General features: G+C 73.3%; 18 protein-coding genes. 10 read left to right on the top strand and 8 right to left on the bottom strand.

What is annotated here, in order from left to right; all coding sequences use genetic code 11:
• Positions 1-243 precede the first annotated feature (243 nt).
• From CRP56_RS38800 to CRP56_RS38790, 3 genes are read left to right on the top strand one after another with little or no spacing between them, the layout of a single operon-like run.
• On the top strand, positions 244-1,353 hold the full coding sequence (locus tag CRP56_RS38800; protein ID WP_097272182.1) for an LLM class flavin-dependent oxidoreductase: 1,110 nt from the start codon (positions 244-246) through the stop codon (positions 1,351-1,353).
• On the top strand, positions 1,350-2,750 hold the full coding sequence (locus CRP56_RS38795) for an NtaA/DmoA family FMN-dependent monooxygenase (protein ID WP_097272180.1): 1,401 nt from the start codon (positions 1,350-1,352) through the stop codon (positions 2,748-2,750). The genes CRP56_RS38800 and CRP56_RS38795 overlap by 4 nt, the downstream gene beginning before the upstream one ends.
• A gap of 29 nt (positions 2,751-2,779) precedes the next feature.
• Positions 2,780-3,604: a DUF1684 domain-containing protein gene (locus CRP56_RS38790; RefSeq protein WP_097272178.1), complete on the top strand. Its 825-nt coding sequence runs from the start codon at positions 2,780-2,782 to the stop codon at positions 3,602-3,604.
• Between the two features lie 34 nt (positions 3,605-3,638).
• On the opposite strand, the gene CRP56_RS38785 is transcribed toward CRP56_RS38790, so the two are convergent.
• Positions 3,639-4,421, bottom strand: a complete 783-nt coding sequence (locus CRP56_RS38785; protein ID WP_097272176.1) for a DUF899 family protein — start codon at positions 4,419-4,421, stop codon at positions 3,639-3,641.
• A 121-nt stretch (positions 4,422-4,542) separates the two neighbouring features.
• Positions 4,543-5,430: an SDR family NAD(P)-dependent oxidoreductase gene (locus CRP56_RS38780; RefSeq protein WP_097274898.1), complete on the bottom strand. Its 888-nt coding sequence runs from the start codon at positions 5,428-5,430 to the stop codon at positions 4,543-4,545.
• A gap of 71 nt (positions 5,431-5,501) precedes the next feature.
• Between CRP56_RS38780 and CRP56_RS38775 the strand changes: the two genes are divergently transcribed.
• Both CRP56_RS38775 and CRP56_RS38770 read left to right on the top strand, forming a co-directional pair.
• A complete protein-coding gene (locus tag CRP56_RS38775; RefSeq protein WP_179851353.1) occupies positions 5,502-6,431 on the top strand; it encodes a LysR family transcriptional regulator in 930 nt (309 codons plus the stop codon).
• 128 nt (positions 6,432-6,559) lie between these two features.
• Positions 6,560-7,441 (top strand): YhjD/YihY/BrkB family envelope integrity protein, encoded by an 882-nt coding sequence (locus CRP56_RS38770; RefSeq protein WP_257042068.1) that lies wholly within the window; start codon positions 6,560-6,562, stop codon positions 7,439-7,441.
• A gap of 22 nt (positions 7,442-7,463) precedes the next feature.
• Here the strand turns inward: CRP56_RS38770 and CRP56_RS38765 are convergent, their stop codons facing one another.
• Complete coding sequence (locus CRP56_RS38765; protein ID WP_097272172.1) at positions 7,464-7,895, bottom strand: VOC family protein; 432 nt, start codon at positions 7,893-7,895, stop codon at positions 7,464-7,466.
• A 40-nt stretch (positions 7,896-7,935) separates the two neighbouring features.
• Entirely contained in the window at positions 7,936-9,093 is a 1,158-nt protein-coding gene (locus CRP56_RS38760; protein WP_097272170.1) for an FUSC family protein, read from the bottom strand.
• Between the two features lie 168 nt (positions 9,094-9,261).
• Here CRP56_RS38760 and CRP56_RS38755 point away from each other — a divergent pair, with 168 nt between their 5' ends.
• Complete coding sequence (locus CRP56_RS38755; protein ID WP_097272167.1) at positions 9,262-10,179, top strand: glycoside hydrolase family 16 protein; 918 nt, start codon at positions 9,262-9,264, stop codon at positions 10,177-10,179.
• On the opposite strand, the gene CRP56_RS38750 is transcribed toward CRP56_RS38755, so the two are convergent.
• On the bottom strand, positions 10,142-11,152 hold the full coding sequence (locus CRP56_RS38750) for a helix-turn-helix transcriptional regulator (RefSeq protein ID WP_097272166.1): 1,011 nt from the start codon (positions 11,150-11,152) through the stop codon (positions 10,142-10,144). The genes CRP56_RS38755 and CRP56_RS38750 overlap by 38 nt on opposite strands.
• A 107-nt stretch (positions 11,153-11,259) precedes the next feature.
• Here CRP56_RS38750 and CRP56_RS38745 point away from each other — a divergent pair, with 107 nt between their 5' ends.
• Both CRP56_RS38745 and CRP56_RS38740 read left to right on the top strand, forming a co-directional pair.
• On the top strand, positions 11,260-11,682 hold the full coding sequence (locus tag CRP56_RS38745) for a VOC family protein (protein ID WP_097272164.1): 423 nt from the start codon (positions 11,260-11,262) through the stop codon (positions 11,680-11,682).
• Between the two features lie 14 nt (positions 11,683-11,696).
• On the top strand, positions 11,697-12,791 hold the full coding sequence (locus tag CRP56_RS38740) for a winged helix DNA-binding domain-containing protein (RefSeq protein WP_097272161.1): 1,095 nt from the start codon (positions 11,697-11,699) through the stop codon (positions 12,789-12,791).
• A gap of 7 nt (positions 12,792-12,798) precedes the next feature.
• On the opposite strand, the gene CRP56_RS38735 is transcribed toward CRP56_RS38740, so the two are convergent.
• Complete coding sequence (locus CRP56_RS38735; protein WP_097274894.1) at positions 12,799-13,254, bottom strand: Lrp/AsnC family transcriptional regulator; 456 nt, start codon at positions 13,252-13,254, stop codon at positions 12,799-12,801.
• Positions 13,255-13,333: 79 nt separating this feature from the next.
• Here CRP56_RS38735 and CRP56_RS38730 point away from each other — a divergent pair, with 79 nt between their 5' ends.
• Positions 13,334-14,383: a Glu/Leu/Phe/Val dehydrogenase dimerization domain-containing protein gene (locus CRP56_RS38730; RefSeq protein WP_097272159.1), complete on the top strand. Its 1,050-nt coding sequence runs from the start codon at positions 13,334-13,336 to the stop codon at positions 14,381-14,383.
• Positions 14,384-14,396: 13 nt separating this feature from the next.
• Here CRP56_RS38730 and CRP56_RS38725 read toward each other — a convergent pair whose 3' ends face one another.
• Both CRP56_RS38725 and CRP56_RS38720 read right to left on the bottom strand, forming a co-directional pair.
• A complete protein-coding gene (locus tag CRP56_RS38725) occupies positions 14,397-15,650 on the bottom strand; it encodes a sulfite oxidase (RefSeq protein WP_097272157.1) in 1,254 nt (417 codons plus the stop codon).
• A 316-nt stretch (positions 15,651-15,966) separates the two neighbouring features.
• Complete coding sequence (locus CRP56_RS38720) at positions 15,967-16,437, bottom strand: DUF5709 domain-containing protein (RefSeq protein WP_097272155.1); 471 nt, start codon at positions 16,435-16,437, stop codon at positions 15,967-15,969.
• Positions 16,438-16,750: 313 nt separating this feature from the next.
• Between CRP56_RS38720 and CRP56_RS38715 the strand changes: the two genes are divergently transcribed.
• The gene (locus CRP56_RS38715; RefSeq protein WP_097272153.1) at positions 16,751-18,769 is read left to right on the top strand and encodes a DUF1996 domain-containing protein; all 2,019 of its coding nucleotides are present in this window, start codon (positions 16,751-16,753) and stop codon (positions 18,767-18,769) included.
• The last annotated feature ends 52 nt before the right edge of the window (positions 18,770-18,821 follow it).

The following is an 18,821-nucleotide window of genomic DNA, read 5'->3' as shown; positions in this document are numbered from 1 at the left end:
CCGGGGCATGCGACGTACGTTGAATTCGAGAATTCCTGGCGGGTGGAGGCCCTCGATGCACGCTCCTGGCGCGGCACCGCACGGTGTCCGCAAGGGTGCGTGGCTGATCATCCGGCGGCATGTCGACTACTGCCGCACCTCCTCCGCGGTCTGTCCTTCCGTACACGTCTGACCTTTCTCCTCGTGGCCCGCCCTTGTGCGCCGCACGGCCGCGAGTTCACTCGTTCTCGGAAGGAACTCCTCTTGTCCCGCCCTGCCCTGCACCTCGCCGTCGAGCTCGACGGCGACGGCGCTCATCCCGCGGCCTGGCGCCGCGCCGCCCACGCACCCGACGAACTGCTCACCCCGCGCCGCGTGGCCCGGGTCGCCGCCGTCGCGGAGAACGCCGGGTTCACCCTGATCACCCTCGACGACGGTGTGCTGCCGCCCGGCGCCTCGCCGAACCCGGTGGGCCGGATCGGGGCGGTGGAGCGGGCGGCCTTCGTCGCCGCCTCCACGAGCAGCATCGGCATCGCCCCCGTCGTACCGCTCACGTACGCCGAACCCTTCCATGTCTCCAGCCAGTTGGCGTCCCTGGACCATGTCTCCGCGGGCCGCGCCGGGTGGGTGGTGACCGAGGAGGAGCAGCCGGAGGCGGCGCGCGCCTGGGGCCGCCCGCTCGTCGACGGTGCCGACGCCCGGGCCCGGGAGTCACGGGACGGGCTGGAGGTCGCCCGGGCGCTGTGGGACTCGTGGGAGGACGACGCGGTCATCCGGTCCGTCGCCACCAGCCGCTACCTCGACCGGGAGCGGCTGCACTACATCGACTTCACCGGGGAGACGTACGCCGTGAAGGGTCCGGCGATCGTGCCGCGCCCGCCGCAGGGGCAGGTCGTCGTCCTGGGCCGGCCGGACCGGGTGCCCGCCGCACAGCTCGACGTCGGCCTCGTCGGCGGACCTGACCTGACGTCCGTCACCGCGGCCGCCGCTGCCGCCGGTACGGCCCGTGTCTTCGCCGAGGTCGAGGTCGCGCTCGACACCCCGGACGCCACCGCCGCCGACCGCGTCGCCGACCTGGAGCGGCACGGCCCGTGGCCGGACCGGGGACGACTGCGGCACATCGGCTCCGCCGGGCAACTGGTCGAGCTGCTCGGGGAGTTGAGCCGTCACGTGGACGGGGTACGGCTGCGTCCGCTGGTGCTGGACGAGGATCTGGCCGTCCTCTCCCGGCTCGTGCTGCCCGCCCTGTCCGAGCGGCGGCTCGTCGCCCGGCCGCTGCCGGGCACCTCCCTGCGCACGGCCTTGGGGCTGGCGCGCCCCGCCAACAGCTTCGCAGCCGCATCCGCCGTATCCGTTCGGGAGGACGCCCGATGACTCGCACCGACCCCCTCGACGTCCCCCGGCCGCACGCCCAGCTGCACTTCGGGGTCTTCTTCCAGGGCGTCAACCACTGGACCATCTGGTCGGCCCCCGAGAGCGGCTCCCAGATCGACCCGGCCTCCTTCCGCAAGGTGGCGCAGACCGCCGAACGCGGCCTGTTCGACGCGTTCTTCCTCGGCGAGGGGCTGCGGCTGCGCGAGGTCGACGGCAAGATCCACGACCTCGACGTGGCCGGACGGCCGGACGCCCTGACCCAACTCGCCGCGCTGGCCGCCGTGACCCGCCGGATCGGCCTGGTCTCCACCTCCAACTCCACCTTCAACGAGCCCGCCGACCTCGCCCGCCGCCTCTCCGGCCTCGACCTGCTCTCCGAAGGCCGGGCCGGCTGGAACGTGGTGACCACCGACAACGCCTGGACCGGCGCCAACTTCCGGCGCGGCGGCTACCTCGACCACGCCGACCGCTACCGGCGCGCCGAGGAGTTCCTCACCGTGGCCCGCGCGCTCTGGGACGGCTGGGCGGACGGGGCCGTCGCCGCGGCGCAGACGGCGTCCGCGTGGGCCGCGCCCGGTGCCGTACGCCAAGTCCGCCACCGTGGACCGCAGTTCGACGTCGACCTCGCCCCGACCCTGCCGCGCAGCGCCCAGGGCCACCCGGTGATCTTCCAGGCCGGTGACTCGGGCGAGGGACGTGACTTCGCCGCCCGCAACGCCGACGTCATCTTCTCCGCGCACGGCAACGACTTCGACGACGCGCTGGCCTTCGCCGAGGACATCCGCACCCGGCTGCGCGCCGTCGGGCGGCCCGACGACGATCTGCGGATCCTGCCCGGCACCGAGATCATCATCGGCGCCACCGAGGAGGAGGCGCAGGAGAAGAAGCGCTGGATCCGGCTCCAACAGGTCACCCCCGCAACGGCGTTGGGCATCGCCACCCTGCTGTGGGGCATCGACCTGTCCGACCGCGACGCCGACGGGCCGCTGCCCGCGGAGGACCCGGTGGTCGCCGAGAACGACGGCTCCTTCGGCGCCCGGCGCGTCGCCGACCCGAGGGCGGTCGTGGCGGAGTGGCGGGCGAAGGCGGAGGCGCACGGCTGGTCGCTGCGCGAGACCGTGATCGCGCTCGGCCCGCAGCGTGGCCACGTCGGCACGCCGGCCGGACTGGCCGACAAGTTCGCCCACTTCGTACGGCACGGCGCGCTCGACGGCTTCAACGTGACGCCGTACCTCATCCCGGACGGCCTCGACGACATCGTCGACCTGCTCGTCCCGGAACTCCAGGAACGCGGCGTCTACCGCACCGAGTACACCGGTACGACCCTGCGCGACCACCTCGGCCTGCGCGAGCCGCTCACCCACCGCGCCGCCGCCGACCGGCGCCAGGCGAGCTGACCGAACACCCCTGCCCCTGAGGAGAATTCATGACCATCGAGGCGACCGCCACCGACCTCCAGGCCTTCACCGAGAGCTGGCTGGAGTGGTACCGCGCCCAGGAGACCCGGCTCGCCGACCCGCACGGGTTCCTGGCCATCACCGGCCTGCACTGGCTCGACGAGCGTCCGCAGCGCTTCCCCGACGCGCCCGGCGCCTGGCACACCGGCCCCGAGGGTGTCGTCGTCACCCTCGACGAGGGCGAGGAACTGGTCGTCGAGGGCACCCCGGTGCGCGGTGAGCACCGCTTCGGCGTGCTACCCGAGCGCGGTGGTGTCAACGCGGTCTGGGGCGATGCGGTCATCGAGGTCGCCAAGCGCGGCGGTCATGACATCGTCCGCCCCCGGCACCCGGACGCCGAGCTGCGCACGGCCTTCACCGGTACCCCCGCCTACGCCCCCGACCCGCGCTGGGTCGTGCGGGGCCGCTACCTCCCGTTCGACGAGCCGCGTCCGACCACGGTGGGGGCCGCTGTCGAGGGGCTCGAGCATGTGTACGACGCCCCGGGCCGCATCGAGTTCGAGCTGGAGGGGCGTGAGCTGTCCCTGACCGCGTTCCCCGGGTATGCCGAGGGCACCCTGTCGGTGCTGTTCACCGACGCCACCTCCGGGGTCACCACCTACGCCGCCAACCGCTCCCTGACCGTCGGTCCGCCGGCGCCCGACGGCACGGTGACGCTGGACTTCAACCGTGCCGCCAACCTTCCGTGCGCCTACACCGACCTCGCCACCTGCCCGCTGCCGCCGGCCGAGAACCGGCTGCCGGTCGCGATCGAGGCGGGTCTGAAGATCCCCCGCGAGCGCGGCGGCGCCTGAGCGGACCGCCCCCGGTGCCGCCGGTGCCCGCCCGTCAGTGGCAGTGGCCCCGGCGGCCGAGGGTCTGCACCGGGGTCGCCCCGGGCCGGGTCCACTGGGCCACCGGGCGGCTGGTCGGGCCCCAGGTGGGGTTGCCGTCCGCGTCCGAACGCCACGACCAGCAGGCGTCGTACCCCTCCGGCCAGCCCTCGGGCTTGTCCTCCCACCTCTCGCGGCGGCCGTAGGGCGTCATGTCGAGCAGGGCGAGGGAGAGGTTGAGCGGCTCGTTGCCGCGGCCCGTCGTGGAGTACGTGAGGAAGGCGCGGTCGCCGTCGCGCAGGAAGCAGGTGAGGTGGCCCATGTCGCCGCCGACCGGGGCGGGCGTGTCGCGCACCGAGTACCAGGGCTGGGTGTAGCCCATGAACTCGACGAAGGAGGCCACCTCCTCCCAGGGGCCCGAGGTCAGGATGGCGAAGGAGACGCCCCTGGCATTGAGGTAGACGGCGTCCTTCAGGTGCCAGGCCGCGGTGGTGCAGCCCTCGCACTGACCCTGGGGCGGCGCGCCGTCGTACCACATGTGCTTGTACACCACGAGCTCGTCGCGGCCCTCGAACAGGTCCAGGAACGGGACCGGGCCGTCGGGGCCGGCGACCTCGACCGTCCCGTCGAACTCCACCATCGGCAGCCTGCGCCGGTCCGCGGCGAGGGCGTCGCCCGCCCGGGTGTGGGCCTTCTCGCGGACCAGGAGTTCGTCGCGGGCCTTCTGCCAGGTGGCCAGGTCGACGACGGGCGGTCGGCCGGTGGGCACGGCGGTCGGGTCGTCCGGTGTGGTCGTCATGGTGCGTCCTCCGTGGTGTCTCGTGCCGGGCGGTGTCGTACACCGTCCTGGGACGGTCACCGGAAGAGACTGCGGACGCGACCGAAACTCATCGATCCAGGCCTCTGGAATCCTGGCGAAGTCAGGGTGTGACGATCCTGTCCTGTTCCACCGGTGGTGTGCCGTCGTGCCACGGCAGGGCCCTGCCGAACCGGACGAGTTCGCCGTGGAGGGCGGGATCGACGCGCTCGGCGAAGATCAGGTCGAGTACCGCGACAGCGGCCTGTGACGGTGACTGGGCGTGGCTGTAGTCGCTGAACCAGGGGCGGGAGGTGGCGGTGTCGACCATGCCGGGGCAGACCGAGGCGACCAACGTGCCGGTGGCGAGGTCGTGGTCGCGGCGTGCGGCGGCGACCGCGCGGACCGCGGCGACCTGCGCGACCTTCGAGGGCACGTTCAGCCAGACCGGCCAACCCGCCTCCGTCGCCGTCCCGTTGTGAATCGCCGCGCGCCAGGACTCGACCGCCGCCTCGACCTGGTCGAGGCTCGCGTTCTCGAAGTGGTGGTGCAGCCGTGGGTCGAGATGGCCGAGCGTGCCGAGGCTGCTGGCCACCACCAGCAGCCGGCCGCCGGGGCGCAGTACGGGGCCGAAGGAGCGCAGGACGGCGTGGGTGGCGGTGTTGGAGACGTCGATGACCTCGTCGGCGCGTGCTGCCTGTGAGTCCTCGGGGAGCAGGCGGGTGACGGCGTTGGAGATGACGATGTCCACGCCGCCGTACCGGCTTTCGAGCTCCTTGGCGAGGGCGGCGACGGCGTCCGTGTCGGTGACGTCCAGGACCCGGCCCTCGACGCGGGCGCGGGTGCCCGGCAGTTGGGCGACTTCGCGGGCGGCGTCCTCGACGCGCCGAGGGTTGCGGCCGGTGAGCAGGACGAGGTCGTCGGGGTGCAGGCGGGCCGCCAGGCCTTCGACGAGGGCGCGGCCGAGTCCTTGGTTGGCGCCCGTGACCAGGGCGATGCGTGAGGCACTCATGACGACCACGCTAGGAACGCCGCGTCCATGAGTCCAACGAAAGTTCGGCAAGCGTGGTATGCGTGATCGTCATGGACTTCACGGATGTGTCGCTGACCTCGCTGCGCGTGTTCCGTGCCGTCGCCGAGCAGGGGACGTTCACCGCGGCCGCCGACGCGCTGGGATACACGCAGTCGGCGGTGTCCCGGCAGATCGCCTCGATCGAACGGGCGGCGGGCGCCGAGCTGTTGGAGCGGCGCCGCGACGGTGTACGGCTCACCGCCGCCGGGCACGTCGTCCTGCGCCGGGCGACGGTGGTGCTGGACGAGATCGACGCCACGGCACGAGAGCTGTCCGGTCTGCCGGAGCAGGCCGGCACGGTCCGCCTGGGATGGTTCCCCAGCGCCGGCGCCGTCCTCGTGCCCCGGGCCCTGGCCGCCCTGCGGCGCACCGACCCCGGCCTCACCGTGGCGGGCCGGGAAGGCAGCACTCCGGCGCTGGTGCGCGCCCTGCGGGCGGGCAGTCTCGACCTGGCCCTGCTCGCGTCGGCACCGCCCTTCCGGCCGCCGGACGCCGAGTCTCCGCCGCTGGTGCTGCGGACGCTCACCGAACGCGCGCTGTGCCTCGCGGTGCCCGCCGGTCACCCGCTCGCCCGGGGTGAGTTCGTGGACGTGGCCGATCTGCGGGGGCAGCGCTGGATCACCGGGTCCGGCTCCGGGGAGGACCGGCTGCTGGGGGTGTGGCCGGGGCTGGACGAGCGGCCGGAGATCGCCCACACCGCCCGCGACTGGCTGGCCAAGCTCCAGCTCGTCGCCGCCGGCTGCGGGCTGACGACCGTACCGGCGTCCCTCGCCCCCGCGGCGCCCCCCGGCGTTCGCGTCCTCCCGGTCCGCGGCGGGCCCCAGGAACAGCGGCGCCTGCTGCTGGCGCGCCTCCCCCACCCGCCGGCCGAGCCGGTCACCCGGGTGGCGGCGGCCCTTCGCGCGGTGGCCGTCGCGCTGGACGCCGACGCCGCTCCCTGAGCGGGCCGGCCTCGCCCCGCGTCCCGGCCTGAGGACGCTCGTCACCGGGTTCTGGCTCGGGGCGCGGAGCGAGCACCCCGATCGGGCCAGCACCGCTCGACGCCCGGGCGGGTGACGCCTTGACTGGCATGAACGGCGCGGCGGCACAGGTGGGAGGCGCGATGGCGTGGAGGGCGCGGCTGGAGCGCCTGCGTACCCACGCCGAGCAGCGGTTCCCGGTCATCGTCGAGCTGACGGGCAGGCTGCTGTCAGGGAACCTCCTGGACGCCGGGACGAGGCTCGCCGCGCAGGCGTTCCTGGCCGTGATCCCGCTGCTGTTCGCGATCGCCGCGTTCACCCCGCACAGCGTCCGCGAGCAGTTGCGGGAGTCGCTGCGCGCCATGTTCGGTCTGACCGGCCACTCCGGCGTGGAACTCGATCAGGTGCTGGGCACCTCCGCCGACGACAGTCTGCGCGAGACGACCGGCGCTGTGGGCCTGGTGGTGGCGCTGGTGTCGGCCACCAGTTTCAGCCGGGCCATGGCCCGGGTCTGCGAGCGGGCCTGGCGGCTGCCGAAGTCGGCGACCAGGATCGCGGCCTGGCGCTGGCTGGTGTGGCTCCTCGTGCTGGTGCTCGTCGTGCTGCTCCAGGAGCCCATCCGCGAGGGCTTCGGCGCCGGCGCGTGGCTGGGCGTCCCGCTCTTCTTCGTCCTGAGCACCGGCCTGTGGCTGTGGACGCAGCGCCTGCTGCTGGCCGGCCGGGTCCCCTGGCTGCCGCTGCTGCCCGGAGCGCTGCTCGCCTCGGCCGCCACGAGCGCCCTGGCCCTGACGGCCCGTCTCTACATGCCCGGCGCGCTCAACCGCACCCTGGACGAGTACGGCTCCCTGGGCGTGGTCCTGACGCTGCTGTCCTGGCTGATCGTGGTGTGCGCGACGGTCACCTTCGCGGTGACGATCGGTGCCGTGCTGGCGGAGGAGCCGCCGCTCGACCACGTCCTGTGGCGAGGCGGCCCCCCACCTCGCCGCGACTGAGAACGGATGCCGAGTCGAGTGCTCAGTCGAGGCAGAACTCGTTGCCCTCGACGTCCTGCATCACGATGCAGGACTCGTTGACGCCGTCGGCCTTCAGCAGCTGCACCCGCACCGCGCCGAGCGCGAGCAGTCGCGTGCACTCGGCCTCCAGCACGGCGAGGCGCTCCTCGCCGACGAGCCCGGTACCGACCCGCACGTCGAGGTGCACCCGGTTCTTGACGACCTTGCCCTCGGGGACGCGCTGGAAGTACAGGCGCGGGCCGACGCCCGTGGGATCACTGGCCGCGAACCAGGCGTCCCGCTCCTCCGGGGGCTGGGCCTCGTTGTAGGCGTCCCAGTCGGCGAAACCCTCCGGTGGCGGCGCCTCGTATCCCAGCACCTCGCACCAGAAACGGGCGACTCGCTCGGGCTGCGCGCAGTCGAAGGTGACCTGGAATTTCTTGATCGATGACATCGGGGCACCCTAGCAAGGCCGTTGTCCGGTCCCCTCGGCGTCACACCCTCTCCACGCCCAGATGGTCGGCCAGACGGTACGCCTGTGCCAGCAGCGTCCCGTACGTGACCAGCGCGTCGGGGTCCTCGGGCGCGGCGCCCGGGAGCTGCCGGCGCAGGGCGTCGAGGGTGCGCCGCAGCTCGGCGGTGGCGTCGTTCAGGGCCCGTCCGGTGGTCTCGTCCCCGCCGTCCCGGGCGAACCGGTACGCGCTGTAGAGGTGCACGGCGCGCGCCGTGTCGCGCAGAAAGTCCGCGTAGGCCGTGGTGACGGCGTCGGCCGGCCGGGACGTGGTGCCCTCGGCCGCCTCGCGCACGGTGCGCGTCACGCCCACGGTGTGGACGGCGACGTGGTCGAGCACGGCCAGCGCGTCGGCGTACGTCGTACCGTGCGGGGCCGCGTGCTGTCGGCGCGGCCGCCTGAGGTTGCCCCGGAGGCTCTCCTCGCTCCAGCCGATCGCCGACCTGGCCTGGTCGACGAGGCGTCCCAGCCGCAGGGCGCGCTGGTGCCGTACGTCGGCGTCGTGGCCGTCCCACTCGGCGGCGGTGAGCGCGTCGGCCACGTCGTCCAGGATGTCGCGGGCCTCGCGGGCCGCCTCCGCCAGCGCGGCGCGGGTGTCCCGCAGATAGGTCGGGGGCCGGATCAGCGCGTTGACGGCCACCCCGACCAGCGCGCCGAAGACCGCTTCCGAAAGGCGTGCGGCGGCCCCGCCGAGCGTGACCTGGCCGCCGGTCAGGACGAACAGTGCCCCGGTCGCGCCGAAGATGCCCTGGCTCCCCAGGCGCCGCCACTGTCCCAGCAGCAGGACCAGCGGCAGGACGACGGCCATCGTGACCATGGCGTTCCCCACCAGCATCGCCGCGGCGGTCGCCACGATGGTGCCCACCGCGATCGCCGCCAGCTGCTGGAGCCCGTGCGCGACCGACCGGTACACCGTCGATTCCACCAGCGCGATCGCCACCCACGGCGCCACCAACGCCATCGGGGCGGCCAGCCACCACCCCGCGACGGCCCACGCCACCCAGGCCGCCAGCGCGGCCTTCCCGGCCTGCGCCACCACGTCCCGCTCACGCCCGGGCTCCGCCCAGGCCCGTCGCACGGCCGTCACCGCGTTCCGGGCGCGCCACCTGGTCGCCCGGCTCGTCCTGCCGATCCACTCCATGCCCCATCAGGTGCCACATCTGGGACGAACGGCACCTGGGACCGCCACCGCGGGTTCGGGCGCGGCGGAGTGCGGTCGTCCGATTCCCGGGCCGTCGCGGGGGTGGCTGCCCGTCGGCTCGCGCGCGAGGATGCTTCTTCGAGCCGGTGAGCATCGAGGGAGCCTCGGATGGGTTCACATGCGGCGCCGCACCACCACCGGAAGGCCTTTCTGGTCGCATCCGCGGTCGTACTGACCGCGGCCGGTCTGCTCGGACTCCCCCGCGCGGACGGGGCGCCTTCCGCGGCCGACGCCGCCGACGCCTGCCGCAGCACGAGCGTCAACCTGCCGCGCGGCGACTGCGGGCCCTTCTGGCAGGTCCTCGCGGAGGACTTCAACGGCGATGTGGTGCCGCTGGGCGCGTTCAGCGACTGCGACCACGACGCCGACACCTCCGCCGCCCACTGCGGAGGCCTCAGCGGCTCGTACCGCGACAACTGGTGGGCCTATCCGACCGGTTGGCGCGACACCGCCAACAGCCGGGGCCGGGACGTGGTCGGTGTCTATCACCCCGAGGACACCGTCAGCGTCGGTCCGGCGGCCGACGGCGACGGACGGATGACCATCCGGATGTGGCGGCCCGCCGACGGCGGCCCCGTGCACGCCGCCGCGGTGGTCCCGCGGGCCGTGATGGAGATGACGTACGGCAAGTACAGCGCGCGGATCAAGGTGACGAAGCCGGCGCCCGGCTACAAGTCCGCCTGGCTGCACTACGGGGGCGGCTGCGAGATGGACCATCCCGAGGGCGAGTGGACCGGTTCGCTGACTGCGTTCCACCATCCGTGCGGGGGCGGCGAGCAGGGGTCGTTCCCGGGCAGCGACGACTGGACCGAGTGGCACACGGTCTCCACGGAGTGGACGCCGGGGCACGTCCGCTTCTTCGTCGACGGCCGGCAGATCGGACAGGACACTCGCGGGGTGCCCGACCAGCCGCTGTCGTGGGTGCTGCAGAACGAGAGCGCGCTGGAGGGGCCGGGGGCGGCGCCGGGCAGCAGCGCCCAGCTCGACATCACGTGGGTCGCGGCGTACGCGTACGACTGGGGGTGATCCCATCGGCGGCGCGGCGGTAGCGGGTGGCCAACTCCGCGAAGGCCGCGGCCAGTTCGGGTGGGCCGACCACTTCGATGTCGGCGTCGAAGTGGCCGAGGGCGGTGGCAAGGCCGGTCCATGACCAGGAGCCGAGGGTGAGCCGGCAGTGGTGGGGGCCGAGTTCCTCGACGGTTCCGTCCTGGGCGAAGGGCGCGACGTCGGCGGCCGGGAGGTGCAGGACGACTGCGCCCCGGCAGGGCCAGTCGGTGGTGGTGCCGTCGTTGCCGCGGAACCGGCTGGTGACGAACGTGGCGACGTCCCCGCCGGGGAGGGCGCGGGGCGTGAAGCGGGGGCCGGTGGGGGTCCGGGGGCGGATGCGGTCGACGCGGAACGTACGCCAGTCCTCGCGGTCGAGGTCCCAGGCGACGAGGTACCAGCGGTCCCGCCAGGTGACCAGGTGGTGGGGTTGCACGCGGCGGCGCTCGGCGGTGTCGGCGCCGCCGTGCGCCGGGGTGTGGTCGAGGCGCAGTTCCTCGCGGGCGTGGACGGCACGGCTCAGCTCCCTCAGCACCTGGGCGTCGACCCGCGCGGCGTCCGGGGCCTCCGGCGGCGGGACGGCGGTGACGCGCACCAGATCGATGCGGTGCCGCAGGCGGGGCGGCATGACCTGGCGGAGGGTGGCCAGGGCGCGTTCGGCGTCCTCGGCGACGCCGGTGCGGGTGGCCGCGGTCCGCAGCGCGACGGCCAGGGCGACGGCCTGGTCGTCGTCGAACAGCAGGGGCGGCAGCTGGGTCCCGGCCGCGAGGCGATAGCCGCCGCCCGGGCCCTTGACGGTCGTGATCAGGTAGCCGAGGTCGCGCAAGCGGTCGATGTCGCGGCGCACGGTCCGCGCGGTGATGTCGAGACGCCCGGCGAGCTCCTCGCCGGACCAGTCACGGTGGGTCTGCAGCAGGGACAGCAGCGCGAGCAGCCGGGAGGACGTTTTCCGCATGGGACCCATGGTCGCCGAGGTAGCGGACACAACCTGTCCGCTACCTCCGCCAGGGTGGCGTACGAGCCGGTCGCAGGGCCGTGCCACATCGAGGCGAGGAGCCGACCATGTCCGTCACGACCACCACCCACCTCAACTTCCGCGGCGCCGCGCGCGAGGCGCTGGACTTCTACCGGTCCGTGTTCGGCGGCCGGACCGTCGCGGTCACGTACAAGGACGCCGGCGCCGTACGGGACGAGAGCGAGGCGGACTGGGTGATGTGGGGCGAGGTGACCGGGGACGACGGCTTCCACGTCATGGCCTACGACGTGCCCGGCCACCTGCCCTGGAACCAGGGCGAGAACCCGTTCTTCGTCTCCGTGCGCGGTACCGACGCCGAGGAGATCAGCACCCTGTGGGGCAGGCTCGGCGCCGGCTCGACCGTCGTACGTCCGCTGGAGCCCGCGCCGTGGGCGCCGCTGTACGGCATGCTCACCGACCGCTTCGGCGTCACCTGGGTGCTCGACGTGGCCGTCCCCTACAACGCCTGAGCCCCGGGAACGCCATGACCGTCCTCGACGACCGCGCCCTCAACCGCGCCACCCTCGCCCGCCAGCACCTGCTCACCCGCACTGACGCCGCCGTGCCCGAGGCGGTGGCCCACCTGTGCGGACTGCAGGCGCAGGAGCCCCAGGAGCCGTTCATCGGGCTGTGGTCCCGGCTCGCCGGCTTCGCGCCGGGGCGGCTGGACGAGGCGATGACCGGCCGCGCGGTGGTGCGCACGCACCTGATGCGCCGTACCGTCCACCTCGTCACCGCGGGCGACGCGCTCGCCTGGCGGGCCCGCCACGACGCGATGCTGCGCGGGCGCGTCCTGGGCACCTACCGGCGGGAGTTGGCCGGCATCGACCTGGACGAGGTCGCCGCCGCAGGCCGGGCGGTCATGGCCGACCAGCGGCCCCGCACCATGCGCGAGCTCGTCGAGGCCCTGGCGGACCGCTGGCCGGGGCCGCCGCGCCGGGTCCTGGGCGAGCTGGTCGTCGCGGCCCTCGTGCCCATGGTCCAGCTGCCGCCGCGCGGCCTGTGGCGGCAGTCCGCCGGCGTGCGCAACCTGCCGCTGGCCTCCTGGCTCGGACGGGACATCGATCCGCTGCCCGCCGGGGACGGCGACCCCGTCGGGCGGCAGCTGGTACGCCGTTACCTCACGGCGTACGGGCCCGCCGCCGGCGCGGATCTGCGCGCCTGGTGCGGTCTGTCCGGACTTCCCGCCGCGGTCAGGGCCGTACGGGAAGAGCTCGTCGTCTTCCGGGACGCGCGCGGCCGGGAGCTGTTCGACCTGCCCGACGCGCCCCGCCCCCACCCCGACACCCCGGCGCCCGTCCGCTTCCTGCCGGCCTTCGACAACGCCCTCCTCGGGTACCACGACCGCAGCCGCATCGTCGACGCCGCCCATGTCGGGGTGTCCGTCGCGGGCCATCGCACGGTCCTGGTCGACGGACGGGTCGCGGCGACCTGGGCCGTGCGCGAGGACCGTCTGCGCATCAGTCCCCTGCGCCGCCTGACCGCTCTGGAGGAGGACGCCGTTCGCGCGGAGGCCCGGGAGTTGGCCGCCTTCCTGGACGAACGGATCGAGCACATTCACATCGACACGGTCACCTGACGCCGGCTCACGGCAGCGGATCGAGCACCGGGTTCGTGAGGTGCTGGTAGATGATCGAGGTGCGAAAGCCCACGATCTCGCGCCGGTTGGTGAACTGGTCCAGCAGGAAGGCGTGCAGGTGGTCGATGTCCTGCGCCGTGACGTGGACGAGGAAGTCGTCGCTGCCCGCCATCGTGTAGACGGAGACGACTTCCGGGAGCCGGGTCACCGACTCCTCGAAGGCCGCGACGACGTCCCGGCGCAGCGGCCGGATCTGCGTGGCGACCATCGCCTGCACCGAGCGGTTGAGCGCGCGCAGGGAGACCTGCGCCCGGTATCCCTCGATGACGCCGCGCTGCCGCAGCAGCCTGGTGCGTTCGAGGCAGGTGGACGGCGCGATGCCGAGCTTCTCGGCGAGGGCGCGGTTGGAGAGCCGACCGTCCTTCTGGAGATGGTGCACGATCGCCGAATCAACTTCGTCCATGGTCGCCTCCATGAGCCGGATTCCGAATTTCCTTCGGCCGAACGCCAGTTGGGCCGTTCACAACCCTAGCTTCGACCGTATGAGCCAAGCACTGGAACACGAAGAGGTCGTCGTCCGCCGCGGCCGGCGGTCCGGGCTGCCGATCATCGTCGCCGTCCATTCACGCGCGCTCGGACCGGCGGTCGGCGGCTGCCGGATGCGCCGCTACGACAGCTGGCGGGACGGACTCACCGACGCGCTGCGGCTGTCGGAGGCCATGACCTACAAGGCGGCCGTGGCCGGCCTCGACTTCGGCGGCGGCAAGAGCGTGATCGCCCTGGACCGGGACACCGACCTCACCGCGGAGCTGCGCGAGGCCGCCCTGGAGGACCTCGGCGAACTGATCGCCTCGTGGCAGGGGTCGTACCGCACCGGCCCCGACATCGGCACCGGCCCGCAGGACATGGTGGTGCTGAAGCGGTTCACGCCGTACGCGTACTGCGCGCCCCAGGAGCACGGCGGGACCGGCGACTCCGGCGGCCCCACCGCCTCCGGGGTCCTCGCGGCGCTGCGCGCCGGGGCCCGGCATGTCTTCGGCGACGCCTCCTGCGCCGGCCGCACGGCGGTCGTCAGCGGGTTCGGTTCGGTCGGTGGCCGGGTCGCGGCCGCACTGGCCGCCGAGGGCGCGCGGGTCCTGGTCTCGGACGTCGAGGAGTCGCGCATGCAGGCGGCGCTGGCCGCCGGGTTCGGCTGGGTCGAGCCGGACGAGGCACTGTCCGCACCGGCCGACATCCTCGTCCCGGCCGCGATCGGCGGCGTCCTGAGCGAGGAGAGCGTGCCGCGGCTGGCGGCGCCCCTGGTCGTCGGCCCGGCGAACAACCAGCTCACCGAGGACTCGGTCGCCGACACCCTCGCACGACACGGAGTCGTCTGGATCCCGGACTACGTCGCCGGCGCCGGCGGCATCGTCTACACGCTCAGCCGGGAATCGGACCACGACAGCGACGAGGCCTCCCGCAAGCGGGTGGACGGAATCGGAGACACCGTCAACCACGTGCTGGAACTGGCCCGTTCGACCGGCGTCACCCCGCTGCGGGCGGCCCGGCAACTGGCCGAGGCCCGGCTGACCGCTGCCTCTCGGAAGGTCTGAGCGGCTGCACCACTCACACGACGGTCACCGGATGCCGGACCACGGCGTCGAACAGATAGCCCTGGGTGTTCGGCACGGTCGTGTCCGGCTGGGTGCGGCCGGCGCGGTCCGTGGCCCGGGCGAGCAGGCTGTACGGTCCCGGCGCCGGCGGCCGCCAGTCGGTGGACCAGCGGACCCAGCCGTCGCGGTGCCCGGCGTCGTGCAACCGGGCCCGCCGCCAGCGCGCCCCGCCGTCCGTGCTGACGTCCACGCGGACGATGCCGCCGCCCCCGGACCAGGACCGGCCCGTCAGCCGGTGCTCCCGGCCCGCGTCGAGGCTCGCGCCCCACGCGAGTTCCCAGGCGCTCTTCACGGTCTGGCGGGTCAGCGGGGCGCTGCCGCCCGGCGGGTAGGAGTCTCCGAAGAGCCGGTAGAAGTCGGTGTTCCAGGGCGAGTACAGGGGCTGGGCCGACACCTCGATGTCGCCGACCCACTTGATCGACGCGATCCCGACCCAGGACGGGACCAGGACGCGTACCGGGTGGCCGTGGTCGTACGGCAGCGGCTCACCGTTCATCTCGTACGCCAGCAGCACGTCGTCCAGCGCCTTCGACAGCGGCAGCGGGCGGCGGACCCGGCCGAGGTCGGTCCCGTCGGCGGTCACGTAGGAGGCGTCCAGGCCCCGGGGCATCACATCGACGGCGGCGCCGCCGAGCCCCGCGCGCCGGAGGACGTCGGCGAGCCGCACCCCTCGCCAGCGCGCGGTGCCGATCGCTCCCAGCGTCCAGGCGGTGCCGCTGACGGTCTGGCCCTGCTGGGAGGTGAAGTAGCTGCGCCCGTTGCCCGCGCACTCCACGAACGCCGTACGGGTGACGGCGGGGAACCGCTTCAGGTCGTCGAGGGAGAGCTCCACGGCGCGGCCGTGGACCAGTCCGTCGCCGTGCACGGTCAGGGTCCAGTCGGCGGCGTCGAGGACCGGGGTGGAGGTGTGGTTGCGGACGAAGAAGTGGTCCACCGGTGTGTGATAGCCGGTGCCCGCGAGCGAGGCGAACCGGGTCTCCGCGTTGGTGCCGCGCACCGTGAACCACTCGTCGGGCAGCGGTTTGACGATCCCCGGTGAAGTGGCCGCCGCCGCACGGGCGTTGAGCGCCGCGGGGACGGCGAGGGCGCCACCGGTCGCCGCCAGCAGCCGGAGCATGTCCCGCCGCGAGACCCCGTCCGCGCGGGCCTCCCCGGCCAGCCACTGCCGGAGTCTGCGACGGTCGTAGGCGGTTTCGGGTGTGCGCATGGAGGTCTGCCCTTTCGGAGGAACGGCCAGGGGTGAAGCGGGGGTTGGAACCCGCCGGGTACGCGGGTGCGCGCGTGCGCGGGTTGTACGGGTGCGCGCGTGCGCGGGTTTTCCGGACGTCGCCGAGCGGCGCAGGTCAGCGCGGGGAACCGCGCCGACCGGGCACTGTGGCCCGGTCGTTGCGCTGCTACACGTGGAAGATCAACAACAGCCGTGCGACGAGAGCACGCGGTACCGCTGAACGGCGGGGCGGCGTCGGCTGAGGATCATGCGGGCCATCGTACGAGGAAACCCCGACCCCTGACAGGGGCAGCCGTCACTCGTCCACGGGGTCCTCCCGTACGACGTGCACGGCGGCCTCCTCGGCGCCCGCCGCGCCGCCGTCGATGCCCTCGTCCGCGGCGACCAGCTCCTTGGTGGTGTCCTCGTGGGCTCCCTCGTCCGGCGCCACCAGCCGGCCGGCGCGCTCGGCGCCGACCTCCGGGTCGCGCGGTTCGCCCGCCGCCCCGGGGGTGTCCCCGATCCCGTCCCCGGCCGGTTCCGTCACGTCGGCGACCTCCTGGCGCAGCCGCTCGTCCAGGGACTCGCCTTCCCGCTGCTCCGCCGCCGTGGTGCCGGTCTTGGTCACGCCCAGCGGCTTCTCCGGCGGCGAGTACCCCTCGTCCAGCATGTCGTCGTACGTGCGCTCGTCGACCGCGTCCTGGAGATCCAGCGGAGCGGCGTCCTCCTGGTCCTCGTTGCCGCCTGTCGGCTGGTAGACCTCGTCGCCCATGTTCTCGTCACTCATGATCGCCTCCCGGACGTGCTGGGTGGGTGCTTCTGTCTGCGGGGAGTACCGGGTACCCAGGGCGTGACACCTGTCGTCCGACGTGGATTTCCGGGCCGGACGAGGGGGCTGACCTCCTGCGGAGCCTCTCGGCGCCTATGAGGGTGCTGTGAATTTCCGGGGCGGTTGAACACAGGCCGCTCCGCATCCGTATGGGGCCGGGGGATTTCCATGCCGGACGGACCACCACCGACGCAGGAGTACTTCCGTGGGACGCAGTAAGCGCAGACGCCCGACAGGTGCACGGCGGGCCACCTTTGCCGCCGTGGCTCTCATGCTGGGAGGCGGTGGCCTGGTGGCCGCGAACGTGTACGCCTCCGCGACCGAGGACACCTCCTCGCCGACGACCCTGTCGGCCGAAGGTGGTTGGGGAGCGGGCACGATCGACTGCCCTGACGTGGGTGACAAGTTGACCAGCGTGCCCGACGGCGCGCGGGCTGACGTCGACAACGAACTCGCCCAGCTGGACCAGCAGACGGCCCAGGCCTACCAGCGGTTGCAGGACCCGGCGGTGCAGAACCGTGAGGCCGCCGTGAGCCAGGTCGTGCAGCCGCTCTCGGAGAACCGGGCGGCGACGATCCAGCGCATCGCCGCCGCACTCGAACGGACCGGTGAACGCCCCGAGGGCCTCGACCAGTTGGCCGCGTGCACGCTCCGCGAGTCCGACGACCAGGCCGGCGGGCAGGGCCAGGAGGGGCAGGGCGACCAGAACGGCCAGGACGGTCAGAACGGTCAGGGCCAGAGTGGCCAGGACGGTCAGAACCAGGGTGGCCAGGGTGGTCAACAGCAGGGCAACGGCGGTCAGTCCGGCAACGGTCCCGTCGCCGCCGACTACGCCGACATCACCACCGCGCCGCCCGCCGCACCGGCCCCCAACCCCGGCGCCGACGCCTCCAAGGGCAGCTTCGTCACCAGCTGCGGCGTGAACGCCAACGGCCTGTTCAACTCGGACAACGTGATCGTTGCCCCCGGCGTGTCCAACGGCGCCCACCACTTCCACGACTACGTCGGCAACCAGGCCAACAACGCCTTCGCCGACGACAACGAACTGGCGGGCGGCGACACCAGCTGCGTCGACAAGGGCGACAAGTCCTCGTACTACTGGCCTGTCATACGGCTGCAGAACGGCACCCAGGAGCAGGACGCTGGCAGCCCCGGCGGCGGCATCGAGGGCAACGCGGGTGAGATCGTCACGCCCAAGGAGGTCACGCTCACCTTCGTCGGCAGCCCGACCAGCAAGGTCACGGCCATGCCCCGGCTGCTGCGCATCATCACCGGCGACGCCAAGGCGTTCGTCAACGGCACCGCCAACGCCAACGCGTCCTGGAGCTGCACCGGCTTCGAGGACCGCCAGCTGAAGGACAAGTACCCGCTGTGCCCGCAGGGCAGCGACGTGGTCCGCACCTTCAAGTTCCAGAGCTGCTGGGACGGCCGCAACATCGACAGCGCCAACCACCGCACCCACGTGGCGTTCGCCCAGGCCGACGGCGCCTGCCCGGCCGGCTTCAAGGCGATCCCGCAGCTCGTCCAGCGCATCGTCTACGACATCGACGCGCCGAGCCTCCAGGACGGCGGCCGCACCACGCCGCTGTTCGCGGTGGACGCCTTCCCCGAGCAGCTGCACAAGCCCGTCACCGACCACGGCGACTTCATCAACATCTTCGACGAGAGCCTGATGAACGAGATGGTCGGCTGCATCAACGACGGCAAGCAGTGCGGCGCGGGCACCGGCGGGGGCGGGGGCGAGGAACCCGGCAACGGCGGTAACGACAACGGGGGCGGCGACAACGGCGGCGGCGACAACGGGGGCAACGGCTCGGACGGCGGTGCCACCCAGGAGCCCGGTTCCGGTGGCGGCGACAACACGACGGCCCCCGCGCCTGGTTCCGGTTCCGACTCCGGCTCGGGTTCCGGTTCCGGTTCTGGTTCCGGTTCTGGTTCCGGTGACAACGGCGGCTCCGACGACAAGCCCCAGGAGCAGCCGACGCCGCCCGCCAAGGAGAGCACCGCACCGGCCGCCGACGAGCCGAGGACGTACACCTCGCCCTCGGCCACGCAGCGGCCCAACTCCCAGTCCCCGGCAGCGGACGACAACACGGCAGGCGCCTCCGGGAGCAGCAGCCCCTCGACCGGTGCCGTGGCGCAGCCTCCGCTCGGGGCGCAGACCGAGCCCCAGGGCGGCGGGGGCAGCCTCGCCGAGACCGGCACCCAGCTGTGGCCGGCCGCGGCGGGCGCGGTGCTCCTGATCTCCGGGTTCGTTCTGCTACGACGCACCAGGCGCCGTTACATGTGAGCCGGTGAGCCCACCCCGCGCCGATATGGAAGTGCGGGCGGACCTCGGGACA

This window comes from Streptomyces sp. TLI_55, from assembly GCF_900206255.1.
Lineage (GTDB): Bacteria > Actinomycetota > Actinomycetes > Streptomycetales > Streptomycetaceae > Streptomyces > Streptomyces aquilus.
Note: the sequence above shows the minus strand (reverse complement) of the source record. Positions and strands in the feature narration are given on the sequence as shown.

What these genes read in the sequence shown, in the direction of transcription:
- CRP56_RS38795 (WP_097272180.1), top strand. Translation starts at nt 1,350, where the DNA reads ATGACTCGCACCGACCCCCTCGACGTCCCCCGGCCGCACGCCCAGCTG.
- CRP56_RS38740 (WP_097272161.1), top strand. Translation starts at nt 11,697, where the DNA reads ATGACCGTCCTCGACGACCGCGCCCTCAACCGCGCCACCCTCGCCCGC.
- CRP56_RS38715 (WP_097272153.1), top strand. Translation starts at nt 16,751, where the DNA reads ATGCTGGGAGGCGGTGGCCTGGTGGCCGCGAACGTGTACGCCTCCGCG.
- CRP56_RS38785 (WP_097272176.1), bottom strand. Translation starts at nt 4,421, where the DNA reads ATGACGACCACACCGGACGACCCGACCGCCGTGCCCACCGGCCGACCG.
- CRP56_RS38770 (WP_257042068.1), top strand. Translation starts at nt 6,560, where the DNA reads ATGAACGGCGCGGCGGCACAGGTGGGAGGCGCGATGGCGTGGAGGGCG.
- CRP56_RS38780 (WP_097274898.1), bottom strand. Translation starts at nt 5,430, where the DNA reads ATGAGTGCCTCACGCATCGCCCTGGTCACGGGCGCCAACCAAGGACTC.
- CRP56_RS38775 (WP_179851353.1), top strand. Translation starts at nt 5,502, where the DNA reads ATGGACTTCACGGATGTGTCGCTGACCTCGCTGCGCGTGTTCCGTGCC.
- CRP56_RS38760 (WP_097272170.1), bottom strand. Translation starts at nt 9,093, where the DNA reads ATGGAGTGGATCGGCAGGACGAGCCGGGCGACCAGGTGGCGCGCCCGG.
- CRP56_RS38720 (WP_097272155.1), bottom strand. Translation starts at nt 16,437, where the DNA reads ATGAGTGACGAGAACATGGGCGACGAGGTCTACCAGCCGACAGGCGGC.
- CRP56_RS38790 (WP_097272178.1), top strand. Translation starts at nt 2,780, where the DNA reads ATGACCATCGAGGCGACCGCCACCGACCTCCAGGCCTTCACCGAGAGC.
- CRP56_RS38755 (WP_097272167.1), top strand. Translation starts at nt 9,262, where the DNA reads ATGGGTTCACATGCGGCGCCGCACCACCACCGGAAGGCCTTTCTGGTC.
- CRP56_RS38730 (WP_097272159.1), top strand. Translation starts at nt 13,334, where the DNA reads ATGAGCCAAGCACTGGAACACGAAGAGGTCGTCGTCCGCCGCGGCCGG.
- CRP56_RS38745 (WP_097272164.1), top strand. Translation starts at nt 11,260, where the DNA reads ATGTCCGTCACGACCACCACCCACCTCAACTTCCGCGGCGCCGCGCGC.
- CRP56_RS38735 (WP_097274894.1), bottom strand. Translation starts at nt 13,254, where the DNA reads ATGGACGAAGTTGATTCGGCGATCGTGCACCATCTCCAGAAGGACGGT.
- CRP56_RS38750 (WP_097272166.1), bottom strand. Translation starts at nt 11,152, where the DNA reads ATGCGGAAAACGTCCTCCCGGCTGCTCGCGCTGCTGTCCCTGCTGCAG.
- CRP56_RS38765 (WP_097272172.1), bottom strand. Translation starts at nt 7,895, where the DNA reads ATGTCATCGATCAAGAAATTCCAGGTCACCTTCGACTGCGCGCAGCCC.
- CRP56_RS38725 (WP_097272157.1), bottom strand. Translation starts at nt 15,650, where the DNA reads ATGCGCACACCCGAAACCGCCTACGACCGTCGCAGACTCCGGCAGTGG.